This window comes from Chryseobacterium sp. 22458, assembly GCF_052044975.1.
Classification (GTDB): Bacteria; Bacteroidota; Bacteroidia; order Flavobacteriales; family Weeksellaceae; genus Chryseobacterium.
In genome coordinates this window covers 1226353-1244895 of sequence record NZ_JBQEOA010000001.1, presented here as the reverse complement: position 1 = coordinate 1244895, position 18543 = coordinate 1226353, and the positions used below count along the sequence as shown (strand labels likewise).

The 18543-nt window shown below is 36.7% G+C and carries 21 protein-coding genes; 14 read left to right on the top strand and 7 right to left on the bottom strand.

The window, feature by feature from the left end; genetic code table 11:
* Positions 1–37: 37 nt before the first annotated feature.
* Complete coding sequence (locus ACTJJF_RS05515) at positions 38–985, top strand: glycerophosphodiester phosphodiesterase family protein (RefSeq protein ID WP_440698968.1); 948 nt, start codon at positions 38–40, stop codon at positions 983–985.
* Between the two features lie 114 nt (positions 986–1099).
* Here ACTJJF_RS05515 and ACTJJF_RS05510 read toward each other — a convergent pair whose 3' ends face one another.
* The 5 genes from ACTJJF_RS05510 to aroB all read right to left on the bottom strand — a co-directional run bounded on the left by ACTJJF_RS05510 (position 1100) and on the right by aroB (position 6426).
* Positions 1100–1810: a porin family protein gene (locus ACTJJF_RS05510; RefSeq protein ID WP_312303595.1), complete on the bottom strand. Its 711-nt coding sequence runs from the start codon at positions 1808–1810 to the stop codon at positions 1100–1102.
* Positions 1811–2798: 988 nt separating this feature from the next.
* Entirely contained in the window at positions 2799–3380 is a 582-nt protein-coding gene (locus tag ACTJJF_RS05505) for a porin family protein (RefSeq protein ID WP_440698967.1), read from the bottom strand.
* A gap of 272 nt (positions 3381–3652) precedes the next feature.
* A complete protein-coding gene (locus ACTJJF_RS05500) occupies positions 3653–4264 on the bottom strand; it encodes a porin family protein (protein WP_440698966.1) in 612 nt (203 codons plus the stop codon).
* 207 nt (positions 4265–4471) lie between these two features.
* A complete protein-coding gene (locus ACTJJF_RS05495) occupies positions 4472–5101 on the bottom strand; it encodes a porin family protein (RefSeq protein WP_312303587.1) in 630 nt (209 codons plus the stop codon).
* A 278-nt stretch (positions 5102–5379) separates the two neighbouring features.
* Complete coding sequence (aroB, locus tag ACTJJF_RS05490; protein ID WP_312303585.1) at positions 5380–6426, bottom strand: 3-dehydroquinate synthase; 1047 nt, start codon at positions 6424–6426, stop codon at positions 5380–5382.
* A 102-nt stretch (positions 6427–6528) separates the two neighbouring features.
* Between aroB and ACTJJF_RS05485 the strand changes: the two genes are divergently transcribed.
* Positions 6529–7707 carry a pseudouridine synthase gene (locus tag ACTJJF_RS05485; RefSeq protein ID WP_440698965.1) on the top strand — a complete coding sequence of 393 codons (1179 nt, stop codon included), beginning with the start codon at positions 6529–6531 and terminating at the stop codon, positions 7705–7707.
* A 124-nt stretch (positions 7708–7831) separates the two neighbouring features.
* Here ACTJJF_RS05485 and pncA read toward each other — a convergent pair whose 3' ends face one another.
* Positions 7832–8437, bottom strand: coding sequence for a bifunctional nicotinamidase/pyrazinamidase (gene pncA / locus ACTJJF_RS05480; RefSeq protein ID WP_065399626.1), 606 nt, complete (start codon positions 8435–8437; stop codon positions 7832–7834).
* A 206-nt stretch (positions 8438–8643) separates the two neighbouring features.
* On the opposite strand from pncA, the gene ACTJJF_RS05475 reads away from it, so the two are divergent.
* The 5 genes from ACTJJF_RS05475 to ACTJJF_RS05455 all read left to right on the top strand — a co-directional run bounded on the left by ACTJJF_RS05475 (position 8644) and on the right by ACTJJF_RS05455 (position 11960).
* Positions 8644–9786, top strand: coding sequence for a DEAD/DEAH box helicase (locus ACTJJF_RS05475; RefSeq protein ID WP_440698964.1), 1143 nt, complete (start codon positions 8644–8646; stop codon positions 9784–9786).
* Positions 9787–9998: 212 nt separating this feature from the next.
* Positions 9999–10535: a YfiT family bacillithiol transferase gene (locus ACTJJF_RS05470; RefSeq protein WP_312303575.1), complete on the top strand. Its 537-nt coding sequence runs from the start codon at positions 9999–10001 to the stop codon at positions 10533–10535.
* A complete protein-coding gene (locus ACTJJF_RS05465) occupies positions 10529–10990 on the top strand; it encodes a DUF1569 domain-containing protein (RefSeq protein WP_312303573.1) in 462 nt (153 codons plus the stop codon). Before ACTJJF_RS05470 ends, ACTJJF_RS05465 begins: the two co-directional genes overlap by 7 nt.
* On the top strand, positions 10987–11367 hold the full coding sequence (ytxJ, locus tag ACTJJF_RS05460) for a bacillithiol system redox-active protein YtxJ (protein WP_440698963.1): 381 nt from the start codon (positions 10987–10989) through the stop codon (positions 11365–11367). The genes ACTJJF_RS05465 and ytxJ overlap by 4 nt, the downstream gene beginning before the upstream one ends.
* Complete coding sequence (locus ACTJJF_RS05455) at positions 11364–11960, top strand: Crp/Fnr family transcriptional regulator (RefSeq protein ID WP_047099259.1); 597 nt, start codon at positions 11364–11366, stop codon at positions 11958–11960. Before ytxJ ends, ACTJJF_RS05455 begins: the two co-directional genes overlap by 4 nt.
* A gap of 214 nt (positions 11961–12174) precedes the next feature.
* Here the strand turns inward: ACTJJF_RS05455 and ACTJJF_RS05450 are convergent, their stop codons facing one another.
* A complete protein-coding gene (locus tag ACTJJF_RS05450; protein ID WP_440698962.1) occupies positions 12175–13599 on the bottom strand; it encodes a PLP-dependent aminotransferase family protein in 1425 nt (474 codons plus the stop codon).
* Positions 13600–13694: 95 nt separating this feature from the next.
* Here ACTJJF_RS05450 and ACTJJF_RS05445 point away from each other — a divergent pair, with 95 nt between their 5' ends.
* The 7 genes from ACTJJF_RS05445 to ACTJJF_RS05415 all read left to right on the top strand — a co-directional run bounded on the left by ACTJJF_RS05445 (position 13695) and on the right by ACTJJF_RS05415 (position 18526).
* Complete coding sequence (locus ACTJJF_RS05445) at positions 13695–14579, top strand: DMT family transporter (RefSeq protein WP_440698961.1); 885 nt, start codon at positions 13695–13697, stop codon at positions 14577–14579.
* Between the two features lie 87 nt (positions 14580–14666).
* Complete coding sequence (locus ACTJJF_RS05440) at positions 14667–14903, top strand: hypothetical protein (protein WP_440698960.1); 237 nt, start codon at positions 14667–14669, stop codon at positions 14901–14903.
* Between the two features lie 304 nt (positions 14904–15207).
* Positions 15208–15804, top strand: coding sequence for a Crp/Fnr family transcriptional regulator (locus tag ACTJJF_RS05435; protein WP_312303561.1), 597 nt, complete (start codon positions 15208–15210; stop codon positions 15802–15804).
* Positions 15805–16326: 522 nt separating this feature from the next.
* Positions 16327–17112: a KGG domain-containing protein gene (locus ACTJJF_RS05430; protein WP_440698959.1), complete on the top strand. Its 786-nt coding sequence runs from the start codon at positions 16327–16329 to the stop codon at positions 17110–17112.
* 71 nt (positions 17113–17183) lie between these two features.
* On the top strand, positions 17184–17768 hold the full coding sequence (locus ACTJJF_RS05425; protein ID WP_312303557.1) for a YciE/YciF ferroxidase family protein: 585 nt from the start codon (positions 17184–17186) through the stop codon (positions 17766–17768).
* A gap of 63 nt (positions 17769–17831) precedes the next feature.
* The gene (locus ACTJJF_RS05420) at positions 17832–18134 is read left to right on the top strand and encodes a hypothetical protein (protein WP_312303555.1); all 303 of its coding nucleotides are present in this window, start codon (positions 17832–17834) and stop codon (positions 18132–18134) included.
* A gap of 14 nt (positions 18135–18148) precedes the next feature.
* Positions 18149–18526, top strand: a complete 378-nt coding sequence (locus ACTJJF_RS05415) for a hypothetical protein (protein WP_440698958.1) — start codon at positions 18149–18151, stop codon at positions 18524–18526.
* The last annotated feature ends 17 nt before the right edge of the window (positions 18527–18543 follow it).

Below are 18543 nucleotides of genomic sequence, written 5' to 3'. Positions count from 1 at the left end.
TATGCAACTTTTAATTTTATGGAATTAAATCTGAAGAATGAAAAATGTACTTTTTGCCGGATTATTTCTTGCGTTTGCCCAATTTCACAACGCCCAGTCTTTCGATAAGCAGGCGCACCGTGGAGGGAAATCCCTGTATCCTGAAAATACCATCCCGGCGATGAAGAATGCTTTAAAAATGAATATTACCACTCTGGAAATGGACCTTGCCATTACAAAAGACCAAAAGGTAATCCTCTCTCATGATGCCTTTCTGTCTCCTGAGCTGGTAACGAAGCCTGATGGGACTTATATTCCGAAAGACTCCGGGTTTTATTATAAAATTTATGAAATGCCCTATGCCAGGATCCAAACCTTTGATGTAGGCTTAAAGAAACTTGACAATTATCCTGATCAGAAGAAGATGAAAGCTCAGAAACCTCTTTTCTCAGAGGTAATAGAGGCTTGCGAAACCTATGCCCGTGAGCTGAAAAGACCATTGCCCTTTTATAATATAGAAACCAAAACCCGACCTTTCTCCGATAATATCTTCCATCCGGGACCCAAAGAATTTGTAGATCTGATGATGAAGATTATTGTTGAGAAAAAGATCCAGGACAGAGTAATTATCCAGTCCTTTGATCCGAGAACACTGGAAATCATCCATAGAGAATATCCTGAAATAATGACCGCCTTACTCGTAGAAAAAGTAGATGATAAAAAACTGGCACAACAGCGGACCCATTTCAATAATATCCCTGTTGAAAAATTCAGGCTTTATCCTGATCATATGAATGGTGTAGCAGGAGATATGAAATTTCTAAGCTTCACACCTACAATTTACAGTCCGGAACATCGTCTCGTAACACCTCAGTTGGTGAAGGAATGCCATGCGTTAGGAATGAAGGTCATTCCATGGACCGTCAATACCAAAGAAAGATTACAGGAGCTAAAAGATATGGGAATAGACGGTGTAATCAGTGATGATCCGAGAATTTTTGAATAAATGCCCGGCAGAATGCCATTAAAAAGTAACATATAAATAGCCGGAAGAATTTCTCCCGGCTATTTTATACGATACAAAAATCTGTATCTGAGTTAAAAAATTGGTTTCTTTTAATTAGAACTTATAGTTCAGGCCTAATTGGAAAACTCTGTTGTTGTTTTCAGCAGCAGGTCTGCTCTTGTCGATCTTTGTCAAGCTGTTCGTATATCTTGCACTGATTCCGATATTGTTGGTAATATCATATCCTAAACCTAAACCAAGACCAAAGTTGAATTTGTTGATATTATCTTTCTCTAAATCATTAGTGTTAGATTGTGCTGTAGTGGTAGTAACACCTCCTGTAGTGGTAGATACAGTAGCTTCACTTTTTGTTTTTCCGTTGATGAAGTAACTGAATTCCGGACCTGCTTCAATATAGAAATTATCTACAGGTCTCATCTGAAGCATTAAAGGAACGGAAATATAGTTCATTGTTACTTTACTTTCTCCTTTAGTTTTTACAGTAGTTGCCCCTGTAGTTACTTCAGTAGAGTATGCTACATCTTTTGCTCCCATTTGGTTGTATAATACTTCCGGCTGAAGGCTGAACTGCTTAGAAATCGGAATGTTTACAAATGCACCCGCATGGAAACCAAGCTTCTGGGTATTCATACCAAACTTCTGCTCGCTGAAATAGGCAGAGTTTCCACCTGCTTTGATACCGAATCTAACCGGTTTTACATCGTTTTTAAGAGGTGATGCATTTACTGTTTTTGTTTCTGTCGTTTCCTGTGCGAAAGCTAAAGTACCAGCAGTTAATGCTAATCCTAAAAATAACTTCTTCATAATTTTATTTTTTAATTTTACTATTTGCTTTTTTTGTATGAATGATTTCTCAATCAGACTTGAATTATTTTGCAAATTGCTTGCCAAAGTTGAAAAAGTCTTATTTAAAGGGCTTTTACGGTGGTTTTTGCTATAGGTTTCTTTTATGATTTTAACTGTTTTTTATATAAAAACATATCATTAAGATCATTTTTTTGAAAACATTTTAAAACTAAAAAACTTTCCTGTTTATAAATTAAATAATCATTTTTTGAAAAAAAGGTGAAATATTTTAAGTGGTAAATCTATATATTAGAGTGTATTTCAATGAAACTACAAATGTGGTTATCTTATAATTGAAAACACCGAATGATTTATCTGTAATTTAAGGTAAAATAAGACTATCTGAAATTTTAACCATTAAGAAGAGGTAAGGATGTAAGGTAAGTTAAATCGAAGATTTTAAGAAATCCCTTAAGTGAAGATTCGCTTAATATTCTTATCATCTTAAATCATTCTTAATGGTTCAAAAATAATCTTCTAAATTCAATTATAATAAAGAGCATAGAAAGATAGACTAACGGATCAAGACTTCTAAGTTATATATAAGCGAAAAAGTCAGGCCTAAATGAATAAACCTGACTTTTTCTATTGAAATCAAAATGTATTAAATACTACAGGAGAAATTCTCCAAATTGCATCTATTCTTTCCGTACAGTTCTTAATGTGTTTGAACGATATAATGACTTTAACAGATCAGAATATCTTCCATAAAACCGGAACTGTGAATTGGAATCATTTTGGAATAGGTACAATCTCTATAATGTACGCAAATTTCTTGCCAAAAATAAATTTAATGGTGAAAATTTACCATGATAGCTCCAATTGAACTGTATTTATCTGTTATACTGAAAAATAGAAAGTTTGAGATTATAAAATACAAAACCCGGATTATATCAATCCGGGTTGTATACATGTAAAAATTTATTAACAGTAAATAAACCTTAGTTTAGAATTTGTATGCTAAACCAATCTGGAATACTCCGTTTTTAGATTTATCTTCAGAAAGATCAGGTCTGTTCTTGATAACATCCGTTAAACCAGCAACATATCTGGCGCTTACACCGATGTTTTGAGTGAAGTAATATCCAGCACCAATACCAAGACCGAAATCAAATCCTTTGAATACATCTTTACCGTCTGTAGAATTTGACTTATACTTTAATTTTGAGTTGATCAAAAAGCTGAACTGAGGTCCTGCTTCAAGGTATAAGTTAGGTAAAGCATTATACTGAAGCATTAACGGTATAGAAATATAATCAAGGTTTACTTTTAAATCATTGTCTGCTTTAGCCTTAGCACCCATTCCGCTGTATAAAACCTCCGGCTGGAAAGAGAAGTCCTGAGCTACAGGAATATTGGCAAATGCACCTCCGTAGAATCCTGCTTTAGAACTGGAATCACCACCGGAAACAGTTGAAATATTAAGCCCTGCTTTCAATCCAAATCTAACTGGAGAAGAAGCTGCAGTTTTCTGAGCGAAAGTGAAAGTACCTGCTACTAGAGCTAAGCCAAAAAGAATTTTTTTCATAGATATTTAATTTAATAGTTTTTAAGTTTTATTTAACACTTTTTTTTATTATCAAATGCCGTGCCATAAAAAATAAAATTCAATTGTAAAATTCAAAAATATCTTTATTACAATATATTATAGCCTTTTTTTGATAATGAAATATCATTCGATTTAAAATTATTTATAAAAATAACATTGATGTTTATTAACATATTTTATAATTTAAAAATAAAAAAACAGACCGGATCTATTCCGGTCTGTCTGTTGTAAGATTTAAAGGTATTTCTTATTTAGAATTTATAAGATGCACCAATCTGGAACACTCCGTTTTTCACGGCATTCGTGTTGTCATAGCCATAATAGTACCTTGTTTTTACAATATCAGATAGTCCTGCCACATATCTTGCATTAACTCCGATATTTTTGGTAATGTTATAGCCTGCTCCCAATCCGATTCCAAAATCAAAAGACTTGGTTCCGTTTTTATACGCTCCGGTTGATTCACTCTTTTTCAATCTTGCATCAATTAAGAAGTTGAACTGTGGTCCGGCTTCTACATATAGATTAGGAATGACGTTGTATTGGAACATAACAGGAACAGACAGGTATTCCAGGTTTAACTTGGTATTACTGTCGGTTTTTGATTTTGCACCCGTTGCACTGTACAATACTTCCGGCTGGATGGAGAAATCCTTAGCAACAGGAATGTTTGCAAATACCCCTCCATAAAATCCTGCTTTTGCATTCATATCCATATTGGAAAGCGTGGAAACGTTAAGTCCGGCTTTTAATCCAAACTTTACAGGAGATTTTGATTGAGCATTTGTAGAAGTTGTAGAAGTGCTTTGTGCGAAAGCAAATGTACCTGCAATAAGTGCCAGGCCAAAAAGAATCTTTTTCATAGATTAGTTTTATTTTAAATTGTTTAATCTCCCGGTATGCAACAAAGCATATGCCATGAAACCCTTTGATAGAGGGCGGTTAACGGTTTTTAACAAGAATTGTTCAAATCTTAGTAATGTTTAACAATTGGCATAAAAAAAGATCAGACTAAAAAAATTAGCCTGACCTCTTATTGAATATAAAAATTTGTTAAAGAATGTGGGTGCTTATTTAAATTTATAAGCTAATCCTACCTGGAATACGTTGTTTCTGATAGCATCAGATCCGTTAGGTCTGTCTTTTGCGATATCTGTTAAACCAGCAACATATCTTGCCGTAAGTCCTAAGTTAGGTGTAAAATAATATCCTGCACCAATACCGATACCAAAGTTGAATGTGCTTAAATTATCTTTGTAGTTATCAGTAGTAGAAGACTGTCCTGTAGATTCGTTTTTGAATTTGTTTTTAGCACTTACCATGAAACCGAATTCCGGTCCTGCTTCTAAATAAAGATTAGGAAGTGCATTATACTGGAACATTACCGGTACAGTAATATAATCTAACTTCGTAGAAGCTGAATATTTTGTTCCTGCTAAAGTATAGTCTGATTTGTTACCATACTGAGAGTATAATACCTCCGGCTGGATGCTGAATGAAGTTGCCACCGGAATGTTGGCAAATACCCCTGCATTGAATCCTATTTTAGATTTTTGGTCATCAAGACCATTGTCTTTTGAAAGTGAAGATACGTTCATTCCTCCTTTTACACCAAATGTTACCGGATTAGAAGAAGGCGTCTGTTGTGCGAACGCTAATGTTCCTGCAGTTACTGCTAATCCTAAAATTAACTTTTTCATAACTTTAAATTTTTAATTTTTTACTCTTTCTTAATTTTAAATTTTACTACCTGTTCACTTTTTCAGTTGAACGCAGAGTATCTTTCAAATTGCTTGCCAAAAATATTCTTTATGATTAAAATCAATAAAAAAACCGCTTGTTATTCAAACGGTTTCTTGTTTATTATACTGATTTTTAGCTGATTATAACTTTAATTAAACATTTGTTTAGAAATAATCTAAATTGACAATTTTGTCAAAAAAGGGATTTTGTACAAAAATTGTTGACTACAAAAATCCTATGCATCATTCAGTTTTCTGTAAAAACGAATCGCCTCAAGGATATTTTTCTGGCTGCACTGATGATCGTAATTGCATGATCCAACTTCAGTAAGAAGAGAAAAATTGATCTTGCTGTCGGCATTCTTTTTATCATTCAATAATAAGGCAGTAATATCTTCATCTTTGAAATCACTGATATCTAAATAAGGATAGTATCTCTGAATATTTTCAATGATCATTTTTGCATCTTCCTCAGAAATAAGATTCTCAAGATAAGCAAGGTGAGCCTCTGCAATCATTCCCATCGCAACGGCCTCTCCATGCAGGATCGGGTTTTCCTGCTGCAGGCATAAGCTTTCCACCGCATGGCCTATAGTATGACCAAAGTTCAGCGTTTTCCTGATATTACTTTCATGGAAATCTTTCTCCACCACATCCTGTTTGATGTTCATTGAAGTCTGGATATGAGGAACTACCGTTTCCACTTCAAGCTTATGGATCTGAATCAACTGATCCCAATGTGTTTTATCAGCAATTAACCCGTGTTTCAGCATTTCAGCAAAACCGCTTCTTAATTCTTTAAAAGGTAAGGTCTCTAAAAATTTAGGATAGATAAAGATCTGTTCCGGGAATGCAAAAGTTCCTACCATATTTTTGTAATGCATCAGGTCAATTCCTGTTTTGCCTCCTATGGAAGCATCACACATCGATAAAAGGGTAGTAGGAATATTGATAAACTTTATTCCTCTTTTATAGGTAGACGCTACAAAACCTCCCATATCCGTAATCACGCCGCCGCCAAGATTGATGACCAATGCTTTTCTGTCTGCCTGCATTTCCGTAAGAATTTCCCAAAGCTGATTGGCTGTCTGAATATTTTTCATTTCTTCGCCGGCTTCAATTTCCAGAATTTCGAATCCAAGGTCTGTCTCCATATTCCCTAAAAGAACAGGAAGGCAGTATTCATGAGTATTTTCATCCACCAAAATAAAAATTTTGCTGAACTTTTTATCGTGCAGAAACTCGTTGAGCTGTGAGAAATTATCGTTTAATACTGTTATCATCTTCAATAATATGTCGTGTTAAAAAAGTAAACTATACTGCAAAGTTATGATTCTTAATTTTTAACTCGTAACTAAATTACTATCTTTGCAGAAATTTTTAGAATGAGCAGAGATAATAATAATTCAGACAGACCAAAGAGACCAAGAATTTCAACCAAGAAAAGTTCTGATGATTCTCGTGCTTCCAGATCTGGAAATTCTTCAGGATCAAAACCTTTTAAGAAACCTTTCTCTAAAGACGGTGGAAGAAAAGGACCCGAACATACGGGATCCAACTCCAAATTTGAAAAGAAACCTTTCAAAAGAAATACAGACAGCTTCGACAGCTCCAATGAAGATTTTGGTTCAAGATCTGAGAAAAAACCATACATCACGAATAAAAGTGAGAGCTATGAGAAAAAATCTTTCGGAAAACCTAAAAGAGGCGGAAGGAGCTTCGATACAAGAGATAAGTATGAAAGAGGCAGCCTGAAATATGGAAGAAGGCCTTCTAATGGTGAGGAAAGAGACGACAGGGCAAAATCTTTTGTACAGAAGAGAAGACTGAGCAAAATTGAAAAAGACGTTCATAAAGACAGCATCCGTCTAAATAAGTATATTGCCAATTCCGGTATCTGCAGCAGAAGAGAAGCTGATGAGCTGATCACTCAGGGACTTGTAGAAGTAAACGGAAAGGTAGTAACAGAGATGGGATATCAGGTACAGAAAACAGATAGAGTAGTGTTTGACGGACAAAGCATTACTCCTGAAAAACCTGTTTACGTACTTCTGAATAAGCCAAAAGGTTATATTTCTACAACAAAAGACGATAAAGCCAGAAAAACGGTAATGGATCTTGTAGCGAATGCTTCTCCTTACAGACTTTTCCCGGTAGGAAGATTAGACCGCTCTACTACAGGTGTGATCTTATTAACCAATGACGGACACATGACAAAAAAACTGACGCATCCTTCTTTTGATGCTAAAAAGATTTATCATGTAACATTGGATAAAAAGCTTACCGGTGAAGATTTACGTCTTATTGCGGAAGGAATCAGACTTGATGAAGGGGTAGCAGTTGTTGATCAGATTTCTTATATCGAAGGAAAACCAAAGAATGAGATCGGTATTGAAATCCATATCGGATGGAACCGTGTGATCAGAAGAATATTCCAAAGATTAGGTTATGAAGTGGAGTCTTTAGACAGGGTAATGTTTGCCGGATTAACGAAGAAGAACATCAAGAGGGGACATTGGAGAATCCTTACGGAACTGGAAGTGAATAACCTTAAAATGCTTTAAAATAAAATGAGTGATGAATATTAAATTCAGATCTCTTTGACAATATTTTAAGTTTAAAAACATAAAGCGCAGGATCATTTTCTGCGCTTTTATTTTTGATGTATTTTATTTATCCTAAACTACTTTATCCAAGTACGGTTACCCCTTTTTCAATCATCTCATAGATGGCATCCCGGCCATTATCCGGTTTCACATTTACCGCACGGGTTCCGTTGAAATGCAGGCAGGTGACATATCCGTTGGCAACAGCATCCAGAGCCGTAAATTTCACACAATAATCCATTGCCAGTCCTACGATCTCAACCAATTGAATATCGTGATACTTCAGGAAATCATCCAGACCTGTCTTCATAAAATGATTATTATCCTGGAAACCACTGTAGCTGTCGATTTCAATATTTTTTCCTTTTTGTATAATGTGGGTTACTTTATCCTGATTCAGATCCTTGTGGAATTCTGCCCCAAAAGTACCCTGAATACAGTGATCCGGCCACATAAATTGGGGAACACCGTTAAGAATAATACTTTCTCCAACGTTTCTCCCGTTGTTGCTTGCGAAACTTTTGTGTCCGGCAGGATGCCAGTCTTGGGTAAGAACTACCTGATCATAGGCATTTTCTTCCATCAGTACATTGATGTATGGAATAATTTCATTCGCTCCCGGTACTGCAAGGGCTCCGCCTTCACAAAAATCATTCTGTACATCGACTACTATTAACGCTTTTTTCATATTTTGATTCTCGAATTTTTGATCAATTTACGAAACTAAACCGCAAAAATTTGTCCAAACCAAAATTATCGGACAAAACGGCAAGAAAAAGTTAACAGACAGTTAGTCGTTGAATCACTAAAAGTAACTTCCTGCTTCTTTCTTCCGTCTTCAAGCCTTTTACACCAAATCTCAATAGCGTATCTTTGCCGTAAATAAATATTTTTATGTCATTTGAGTCTTTAGGATTATCACCCAATATTATTCGTTCTGTTAAAAAGTTGGGATATTTAAAGCCATTTCCTATTCAGGAGCAGGCGGTCCCGGTTATTTTGCAGGGAAAGGATCTGATGGGAATAGCAAAGACGGGTTCCGGAAAAACAGCCTGTTTTGTGATGCCGATTTTAGAAAAACTTCAAAATACTGAAGTTAAAAAAGGCAGAAATGTTCAGGTACTGATATTGGTTCCTACCCGTGAACTGGCCATTCAGATCGATGAAGTTTTCAGGGCTTTTACAGAAAACCTGAAGAGGGAAGTCCGTACTATGGCTGTTTATGGCGGGGTTTCTATCAATCCGCAAATGAAAGGGATGTTTGGTGTAGAGGTGCTTATAGCCACTCCCGGCCGTTTATTGGATCTGATTGATCATAATGCATTGAGTATTTCAGGCATTCAGCATCTGGTTATTGATGAGGCGGATAAAATGTTTCAGTTAGGTTTCGGGGAAGAAATGAATAAACTTTTTGCCATGATGCCTGTGGTGAAACAGACTACATTATTTTCAGCGACTTTAAATGATAAGGTTTCCGAAATGAAAGAACGCCTGTCTATTGATCCTGTCATTGTTGAGATCAAAAAAGAAGAAGTTGAAATTGACAATATCGAGCAGTTGGCCTACCATGTTTCTCCTGAGAAAAAAGGTCCTTTTTTACGGTATCTGATTAAAGAACAGAATATTGAAAAAGCCCTGATTTTTGTTTCATCCACAAGATCTGCAGATAATCTGGTTGAGAAGCTTAAGAAAAACAAAATCAAAGCAGTGGCGATTCACAGTCAGAAGTCACAGGGAGCCCGAAGAAATAATTTAGAGGAATTTAAAGGAAAAGGAGCCCAGATACTGGTTGCCACAGATTTGATCGGGCGTGGGATTCATATTGAGTCTTTGCCTTGTGTCATCAATTATGAATTACCACGTTCACCACTTGATTATATTCACAGAATCGGAAGAACGGGCCGTGCTAATGAAAAAGGTACTGCCATTACCATTCTTACAGATGATGAATTGCAGCATTTCAGAGTGATTCAGAAGAAAATGGGCAGAAAAGTGACTTTACAGAGAACAGAAGACATTGATCTGCATGGTTATTAATGTATAAATAATATAGGTAAAGGTTTCATTTCCATAGAATTGAAGCCTTTATTGTTTTGTAAATGTATTCTTAAAAGTACAATTAATACTTTCTTCATTTTAAATTCTTGAAATTTTGATAAATTTACATCAACTGTATTTTTAATGTATGTCCGGGAAAAGTTAAAGATCGGACAAATCGGCAATAATAAAAAAAAATAAAAATCTGAACGATGAGTGATTTAGAGAAAAAGAAGTTTCCAATAGGGCCCTTTGAAGCCCCGGAAAATATTTGTGATACTACATTAGATGCTTATATCAAAGTGATCAAAGATTTTCCCGGAAGACTAAAAAATCTCATTGAACATTTTACAGATGATCAACTGGATACTCCTTACAGAGAGGGAGGATGGACGGTAAGACAGCTTGTCAATCATCTTTCGGACAGCCATATCAACAGTTTTATCCGTTTTAAGCTTGCTCTTACGGAGGATAATCCTACCATTAAGCCCTATGATGAAGCCCAATGGGCAGAACTCCAGGACAGCTTTCATATGCCTGTAAAACCGGCCATGAGAATGCTGAAAGGTACTCACCAAAGATGGGTTACTCTTCTTAAAAGCCTTACAAACAAACAATTTGAAAGGACATTTCACCATCCTGAGCACAACAGGAACTATAACCTTAGAGAAAGTCTTGCTTTATATGCCTGGCATTGTGATCACCATTTCGCACATATTGAAAATCTGAAGAAAGAAAAAGGTTGGTAAAGAAAAGCCTTAATAATCCTATATATTACAGGGAAATCACAGACAGAATTTCCAGACTCACAGAAAATTCTCCCGCAAAATGGGGGAAAATGAATGTGTGTCAAATGTTTAAGCATTGTGATCTGGTGCTGCAGGTTGCCCTACAAAAAATTGAACTTCCTAAGATTAATTTCTTTTTGGAAACCATAGGAATCGTTACAAAAATGGAAATGTATGTTTTCAATAACGGAATTCCGAGAAATATGCCTACTTTTCAAAAACTAATCGTTAATTTTGAGTGTGATTTTGATGTATCAAAAACCAATCTGCTGAATACGCTGGAGGAGTTCAGAGCTGCCTGTAATAATGGCTGCCTGCCAAACCGCCACAGATTATTCGGAAATATGACTGAAAAAGACTGGGAATTTTTAGAATATAAACATCTTGATCATCATTTAAAACAGTTTAGTGTATGAGTTTTTTTGATAAAATATTCGGTGGAAAAAGTGAATCCCCTGATCAGAAATCGTTCTGGAAAAAAATAGAATCTGAAGAAGATTTAGCCAAAGCTATTGAAGATTCGCACCATCATAAAATAGCCGTATTTAAACATTCTACAAGTTGCTTTATCAGCAGAACGGTATTGAAAAATTTTGAAAAGGAAGTGGAACATTCGGAACAGCCTGTAGCATTGTACTATCTGGACCTTTTGGCCCACAGACCTATTTCCAATAAAATTGCTGAAGATTTCGGGATCAGACATGAAAGCCCGCAATTGATCGTTATAGAAAACGGAAAGCCTGTCAACAGCGCTTCGCATCAGGACATTTCTTTAAGCCAGATCGTATCATGAAGAATATCAATAATTATTTAGCCAAAGTTTTAAACGTTCCGCTTCAGAATGTCAATACATGCAGCCTGCACTATGAAGTAAAAAAGATTCCTAAAAACCAGTTTCTTTTACAGTATGGCGAGATCTGCAGGCATATATTCTTTGTAGAAAAGGGGCTTTTAAAAATGTATTCCATAGATAAGAACGGAAAAGAGCATATCATACAGTTTGCCCCTGAGAGCTGGCTGATCTCTGACCGAAGCAGTCTTTATTTCAATGAGAAATCAATTTACTATATAGAAGCCGTTGAGGATTCAGAAGTTCTGTTTCTGCATCCTGATTTTTTCAACAAGCTGGTAGAACAGTTTCCGAACAGTATAGAAAGAAGTGATTTCCTGCTTCAGAAACATATCAGAAGTCTTCAGAACAGGATCAATTCCTTATTGGGAGAAACCGCAGAGGAACGGTATATGAAATTCATTAAGATGTACCCTGATCTGCTGTTAAGAGTTCCGCAATGGATGATTGCTTCTTATCTGGGAATTACTCCCGAGAGTTTAAGCCGCGTAAGAAAAGAGCTGGCAAGGAAAAATTTTGTTCCGGATAATAAGTAGATTAATCCTGAATTTATAATAAAAGGCCGGAAGATGGAAGAGGGAAGTTGCTATTTTACAAAATGGTAATTTTCGGACTTTCATAATTTTCCATCTTCAGGTCTTTTTATTTTTTTTATGTTGAGATTTGAAAGTTGTATTCACAAACCGAGAGTTCTCTTCTGTCTATAATAACTTCCATCTTCAAGCTCCCATCTTTCATTTCCTAAGACACTCACGATGTCTGATAAATCTTTCTGGCAAGCTGTCCTACCTGTTTCAGCTTTGCCTGTGTTTCTTCTGACCATGGCAGCCCAATACACAATCGCATACAGTTTTCAAACTGCTTCTGGAAGGTAAACATTCTTCCGGGAGCTATACTTATATTCTGTTTAATGGCCAGGTCATAAAGTTCGGTGGTCTTGATTTTTTTATCGAATTCCACCCAAAGTGAAAGTCCACCCTGCGGGCGGCTGGTTTTGGTGCCAGGGGGAAAAGATTCCGCAATGGTTTGTACATAGTTCTGATAATTGCTCTGAAGCGTTTTCCGAAGTTGCTGAAGGTGTTTTTCATATTTCCCGGATTTCAGAAAATTGGCCACAGCTTCATTTACAATAGAAATAGAGGAGGTAGAATGAAGAAGCTTAAGTTTCATAATCTTATCTTTGTATTTTCCCGGAGCAATCCAGCCCACACGGTATCCGGGAGCCAGTGTTTTGGATATAGAGCTACAGTACAGTACATTTCCGTCTTTGTCAAAAGATTTGCAGCATTTTGGCCGGGATGATCCGAAATAAAGATCGCCATATACATCATCTTCAATCAACGGAATATTGTTTTCTGATAATATGGTAACGATTTCCTTTTTATTGGCATCAGGCATACAGCTTCCAAGAGGAGAATTGAAATTGGGGATTAAAAGGCACAGGTCTATTTTAGGAATCAGTTTCTTCAAAGCATCAATTTCTATTCCTGTGGTAGGGTGAGTGGGAAGCTCCAGTACTTTTAATCCTAATCCGTTTGCCAGCTGCAGAATTCCGGGGTAGCACGGGCTTTCTATAGCAATGGTATCACCTGGCTTTCCCAGTGCCATAAGGCAGAAAGAAAGGGCATTCATTCCTCCATTGGTCGTAACCAGATCCTGCTCTTTAAGATTGCCTCCCCATTGAAGAGAACGTACGGCGATCATTCTTCTGAGCTTAAGATTTCCCTGGAGCTCTTCGTACTCAGTTCCGCCTTCTTTCAGTTCCCGGATGGCATTCACAATTTCTTTTTTAAGTTTAGCCTGAGGCAGCAGATCTCCCGAGGGAATCCCGATTGAAAAAAAAGTAAGGTCTTTCTTTCCCATATTTTCATATACTTTACTGATCAGCTCATCCGGTTCGTCATTATTGGCAATGAGAGATGGACGGCTTACTTCCGGCAAAGGCAGCTTTACAGACATTAGCTGGCTCACAAAATATCCTGACTGAGGCTTTGATTCTACCAAAGACAGAGATTCCAGTTCGAGGAAGACCCGTTTGGCGGTATTCATACTTACCTGATGTTCCTGGCATAGCATTCTTACAGAGGGAAGTTTGTCACCGGCCTTCAAAACGCCGTTTCTGATCTGATCTGCAATTCCGTCCGCAATTTCGGTATATAAAAATTCTTTACTCATAAAATTAAACTGTGCTCATGCAAATATACAAAACTGATACTGTGTTTATTTATTTTTCCTCTCTAATTTTGAACCATACAATTAAAGTTAAAAAAATGATAACAGATACAATTTCAAAAGACCAGGCTGTCAATGGCTGGATCAACGGATTCATAGGAGTTCTGCTTTTTAGCGGTTCGATGCCGGCTACCAAGCTGGCAGTGATGGAAATGGATCCTATATTTGTAACGATTGCCCGTGCTGTGATTGCCGGTTTGCTCGCATTATCCGTTTTGCTGATTTACAAAGAGAAACGTCCGGCTAAAAGCCAGCTGTTTTCATTGGCATTGGTGTCGATAGGCTGCATCATAGGATTTCCCTTGTTGTCTTCTCTCGCTTTGCAGTACCTTACTTCGGCTCATTCTATAGTATTTCTTGGAATGCTTCCTTTAGCTACTGCCATTTTCGGAGTCTTCAGAGGAGGAGAGAGGCCTCATCCTATATTTTGGTTCTTTTCGGTGATCGGCAGCCTTCTGGTGATCGGTTATGCATTCTCACAGGGAATTTCTGCATCTCCGGTAGGGGATCTTCTCATGCTTCTGGCGGTTATATTATGTGGAATGGGCTATGCAGAAGGGGCTAAGCTGTCGAAAACATTGGGCGGATGGCAGGTGATTTCATGGGCACTGGTGATCTCTTTACCCGTAATGCTACCGTTATTACTGATCTATTTTCCTGAAAACCTGGAAACCGTAAGTTTTAAAGGATGGTTCGGGTTAGGATATATTTCTCTATTCAGTATGTTTATTGGGTTTATATTCTGGTATAAAGGATTGGCTCAGGGCGGCATTACTTCCGTTGGACAGTTACAGCTGCTGCAGCCGTTCTTTGGATTGGCATTGGCTGCCTATCTTCTGAACGAGCAGGTAAGCATAGGAATGCTGGGTGTGACGGTTGGAGTTATATTGTGTGTGGCAGGCACCAGAAAATTTGCGAAATAATTAAAAATAAAACATTATGATTCAAGTCATAAGCAAATAGGTTGATATCAACTACTTTTGATGAATCACACCACAAAATATACGATTATGAAATTCGTCATCTCAGCTGCAATTATAGGACTCGTAGTCCTGAGTTGTAAAAAAGAAACAACAGAAAAGACCGTCACTACAGACAGTATCATCACAGATACTATGAGGACAGACACAGCTACCGCCATTACCCCGGCACCGGCTCCTCTTCCGTCCGATACCATGCGTACAGATAGTACTTCTTCAAAAAAAAGCCAGGATACCGCTAATACTATGAAGAAGAAACGATCCTAAATAAACAAATCCCAGCCATAGATATAAAAAAACCGTTCTTATCAATAGAACGGTTTTTTATCTGCATATACTTTGTAGATATTAAAAGAAAAATGTGGTATCAATAATGTAAAAATTAAAATATTTTAATGTAAAATATTAATATATAAAGTGAAAAAGGTTAAAATTAAATAATGTTTTTAACTTTATTTAACAATTAAAATAATCATTAAGGTTCGATTTTTGCATGCATTCTATATCAGTTCCCAATGATATTTTTACTAAGAAGAAAAGAAGAAGAAAACAACACCAAAAAACAGCTATTATGGTTATTGACGAAAACATTTTACATTCAGCGGGAGCGGAAGTAAGAGACTATAAGCCTGCAGAAAATATTTTCTGCGAAGGAGATACCCCGAATTATTATTATCAGATTATAAAAGGAGAAGTGAAACTCAATAATTATAATGAGGAGGGTAAAGAATTTATTCAAAACATACTTACAGAAGGACAAAGTTGTGGGGAAGCTATACTTTTTATAGATAAACCTTACCCCATGAATGCAGAAGCGCTTACTGAATGCAGTGTTCTGCGCCTTCATAAATCCATTTTTTTTAATTTACTCAGCCATTCTCCTAAAATGTGTATGGAAATCAGCAGCTTTCTTTCTCAACGCCTTTATTACAAATTCATTATGATGCTGAATATTTCTTCACAGAACCCTACGATCCGGCTGAAAGGGCTGATGGATTATCTTAAAAGCTTTCAGGATGATGTAAGGCCATACTCTTTCATGGTTCCTTTGACGAGGCAGCAGATGGCAAGCCTTACAGGTCTGTGTGTGGAAACGGCCATAAGGACGATCAAGCATATGGAGAAAGATAAAATCCTTAAAATTGAAAATCGTAAAATTCTGTATTAAAGAGTATCACATGGTTAAATTCAAGTTTCTTTATTAAATACAAAATAAAATTATGAAAATGATAAGCTGCATGAATATTGATGAAAATCTTCTGTACAATGAGTACAGAAGATAAGTTTTATCAACCCAAAGAAATTATCTTTTAAAGAAGAGCGTCATTCATTGCCGTATTTTTCAGATCAGCAAAGAAAAAATATTTATAATATTCCGACCTTTCAAAATTCTATTCAGCGGTTGAAAGGCATAGCTGCAAAAAATGGAAAATAAGATCAATTTAGCATTAAAAAAGAGAAAAATTTTATATTAATATTGACTAACATGACTCAGGTCATAAAAAAGTGAGTTATTCAAACGTATCTTTGAGATATAAATTACAGTACACTTCTTATTCTTAGTAGAGGAACATAAAAAGCATTTTGCTTTTATTATTTCAATTTAAAATTACCGACACCTAACCATTGCCGTCTAATACTAGTCACGGACAGTAATGATCATTTAAATATTAATATAAAAAATTCAGTTATGAACACTAGAAATTCAAGAAATCGTAGCTCAAGAGGACATTCTCCTGAAAACCTTGAAGAAGTTTATCAATTAGGTTATGACCATGGTTATAACGATGCATCGCAAGATGAAGATTACGACGATGATTTTTCAGAATATGAAGATTACTTCGATGAATATGACGACGAAGATGATTATGATGAAGATTACGACGACGACGATTATGATGACGATGATTACGATGATGATTATGACGACGAAGATGACGATGACGAAGATGATCAAAGAGGCCGTAGCGGCGGAAGAGGATCCAGAGGAGGAAACGGAAACCAGCAAAGAGACAGCCAGGGAAGATTTACTTCCGGAAGAGGTGGTTCCAGAGGAAATTCCGGTGGCTCCCGTGGGCGTTCGAGTTCTGGTTCTGGTTCCAGATCCGGCGGCAGAGGCAGGTCATCATCAGGAGATGGTACCTCAAGGAGAGGTTTTGCTTCTATGAGTAAAGCTGAGCGTACAAGAATAGCCAGAATGGGAGGACAGGCTTCTCATGGTGGCGGACGATCTTCAGGCTCAGGTTCCGGCTCAAGGTCAGGTTCAAACTCGGGAAGAGGAGGCTCCAGATCAGGAAATAATAATAGTTCAGGACGTAGTTCAAATTCAAACTCAAATTCCGGCTCTTCAAGAAGAGGTTTTGCTGCGATGAGCAAAGCAGACCGTACAAGAATAGCCAGAATGGGAGGACAGGCATCTCACGGAGGCGGACGATCTTCCGGTAGATCCGGATTCGGAGGCAGACGTAATTCATAATTCTTTTTCCAGATTGCCTCTTTATCAACCATAAAGAGGTAATCTTTTCAATTTAAAACACCTTTCACACCATGCCAAATAAAATTCTAGAAACAAATACCGCAGTTTCTGCTAAAAAAGGAACCGCAGACAAGAAAACCGTCAACGAGGATGAAATGAAAAATTCTCCGCTTCATAAATTTTTTGTAAGCGCCCTTAAAGACATTTACTATGCTGAAAACGCCATCCTTGAAGCATTGGTGAAAATGCAGGATGCAGCTACTTCAGAAGATCTTAAAGACGCTTTTGAGGACCATCACCTTCAGACCCAAAAGCATGTAAAACGTCTTGAAAAAGTTTTCAAACTGATTGATGAGGAACCTGAAAAAAAAGAATGCAAAGCCATCAAAGGAATTATCGAAGAAGGAGAAGAAGTCATCAAATCTACTGAAGATGGTTCATCAACAAGGGATGTCGCATTAATTATTGCCGCACAGAAAGTGGAGCATTATGAAATCGCTACTTATGGAGGACTTGCCCAGCTGGCCATTACCATGGGACACGATAAAGCCGCAGACCTTCTTGAAAGAACCCTTCAGGAAGAAGAAGATACTGATGCAGAACTTACGGAGATTGCAGAAACATCCATCAATTTTGATGCGGAACAGGAAGACTAAAGCAACATGATAAGCCATGTAGCTTATGCTATGTGGCTTATTTTAACTATGAAATCAAAATATATGGACTGTCAGAAGATTATAAAAACACTGAAACATAAAGACTTCATCAAAATTTCCAATAACGGGAAATGGTTTGAAGACGGAGCGGCAATCTATGCCAAGGAAATAAAAGATAATGTTTTTCTGTTATTCGTTATTTTAAAAAATATAGATATTGAAAATATTCAGGCACTGATTGCACATTTTGACTGTTTCAACAGTATCGGATTAAAAGAACCGGAACAGATCATGTTCTATCTCTCCATTAAGGATAAAGAAGACCTCCATTATTTTGAACAATATTTAAAAGCATCCAACAATTAATAACCATTTGAAATATGATTTTTGAAAACGACACTTTCCTGCATTCCGGACTGAATGATAGAAATAATGCTATAGAGAATGAATCTTTATTTCCGCATATCATCAATTCCTATGGAGTTACTGCTTTTCTGATCAAATCCTTGGAAAAGATAAAAAACAATGCGAAATGTGAGATCCTTAAAAAAGTAATAGACAATTATATAGAAGAATACCTTCTGCACATCCGTGAGTATCATACAAAGAATACAGCGGATATTGCCGATACGGATGCTGAAATAAGAATAGAATCACCTTCTTTTACTTTATATGCCAAGACTGCCTACTATAAAGTATTGAAGGAAGAAGAATATATCAACAGGCTTCTCGATATCCTTGAGAAAAGGACTGATTAAGGCTTGTACCCCCTTAT

Excerpts from the sequence above, each read along its gene's own strand:
- ACTJJF_RS05515 (WP_440698968.1), top strand. The coding sequence starts at position 38 with ATGAAAAATGTACTTTTTGCCGGATTATTTCTTGCGTTTGCCCAATTT.
- ACTJJF_RS05510 (WP_312303595.1), bottom strand. The coding sequence starts at position 1,810 with ATGAAGAAGTTATTTTTAGGATTAGCATTAACTGCTGGTACTTTAGCT.
- ACTJJF_RS05505 (WP_440698967.1), bottom strand. The coding sequence starts at position 3,380 with ATGAAAAAAATTCTTTTTGGCTTAGCTCTAGTAGCAGGTACTTTCACT.
- ACTJJF_RS05500 (WP_440698966.1), bottom strand. The coding sequence starts at position 4,264 with ATGAAAAAGATTCTTTTTGGCCTGGCACTTATTGCAGGTACATTTGCT.
- ACTJJF_RS05495 (WP_312303587.1), bottom strand. The coding sequence starts at position 5,101 with ATGAAAAAGTTAATTTTAGGATTAGCAGTAACTGCAGGAACATTAGCG.
- aroB (WP_312303585.1), bottom strand. The coding sequence starts at position 6,426 with ATGATAACAGTATTAAACGATAATTTCTCACAGCTCAACGAGTTTCTG.
- ACTJJF_RS05485 (WP_440698965.1), top strand. The coding sequence starts at position 6,529 with ATGAGCAGAGATAATAATAATTCAGACAGACCAAAGAGACCAAGAATT.
- pncA (WP_065399626.1), bottom strand. The coding sequence starts at position 8,437 with ATGAAAAAAGCGTTAATAGTAGTCGATGTACAGAATGATTTTTGTGAA.
- ACTJJF_RS05475 (WP_440698964.1), top strand. The coding sequence starts at position 8,644 with ATGTCATTTGAGTCTTTAGGATTATCACCCAATATTATTCGTTCTGTT.
- ACTJJF_RS05470 (WP_312303575.1), top strand. The coding sequence starts at position 9,999 with ATGAGTGATTTAGAGAAAAAGAAGTTTCCAATAGGGCCCTTTGAAGCC.
- ytxJ (WP_440698963.1), top strand. The coding sequence starts at position 10,987 with ATGAGTTTTTTTGATAAAATATTCGGTGGAAAAAGTGAATCCCCTGAT.
- ACTJJF_RS05455 (WP_047099259.1), top strand. The coding sequence starts at position 11,364 with ATGAAGAATATCAATAATTATTTAGCCAAAGTTTTAAACGTTCCGCTT.
- ACTJJF_RS05450 (WP_440698962.1), bottom strand. The coding sequence starts at position 13,599 with ATGAGTAAAGAATTTTTATATACCGAAATTGCGGACGGAATTGCAGAT.
- ACTJJF_RS05445 (WP_440698961.1), top strand. The coding sequence starts at position 13,695 with ATGATAACAGATACAATTTCAAAAGACCAGGCTGTCAATGGCTGGATC.
- ACTJJF_RS05440 (WP_440698960.1), top strand. The coding sequence starts at position 14,667 with ATGAAATTCGTCATCTCAGCTGCAATTATAGGACTCGTAGTCCTGAGT.
- ACTJJF_RS05435 (WP_312303561.1), top strand. The coding sequence starts at position 15,208 with ATGGTTATTGACGAAAACATTTTACATTCAGCGGGAGCGGAAGTAAGA.
- ACTJJF_RS05430 (WP_440698959.1), top strand. The coding sequence starts at position 16,327 with ATGAACACTAGAAATTCAAGAAATCGTAGCTCAAGAGGACATTCTCCT.
- ACTJJF_RS05425 (WP_312303557.1), top strand. The coding sequence starts at position 17,184 with ATGCCAAATAAAATTCTAGAAACAAATACCGCAGTTTCTGCTAAAAAA.
- ACTJJF_RS05420 (WP_312303555.1), top strand. The coding sequence starts at position 17,832 with ATGGACTGTCAGAAGATTATAAAAACACTGAAACATAAAGACTTCATC.
- ACTJJF_RS05415 (WP_440698958.1), top strand. The coding sequence starts at position 18,149 with ATGATTTTTGAAAACGACACTTTCCTGCATTCCGGACTGAATGATAGA.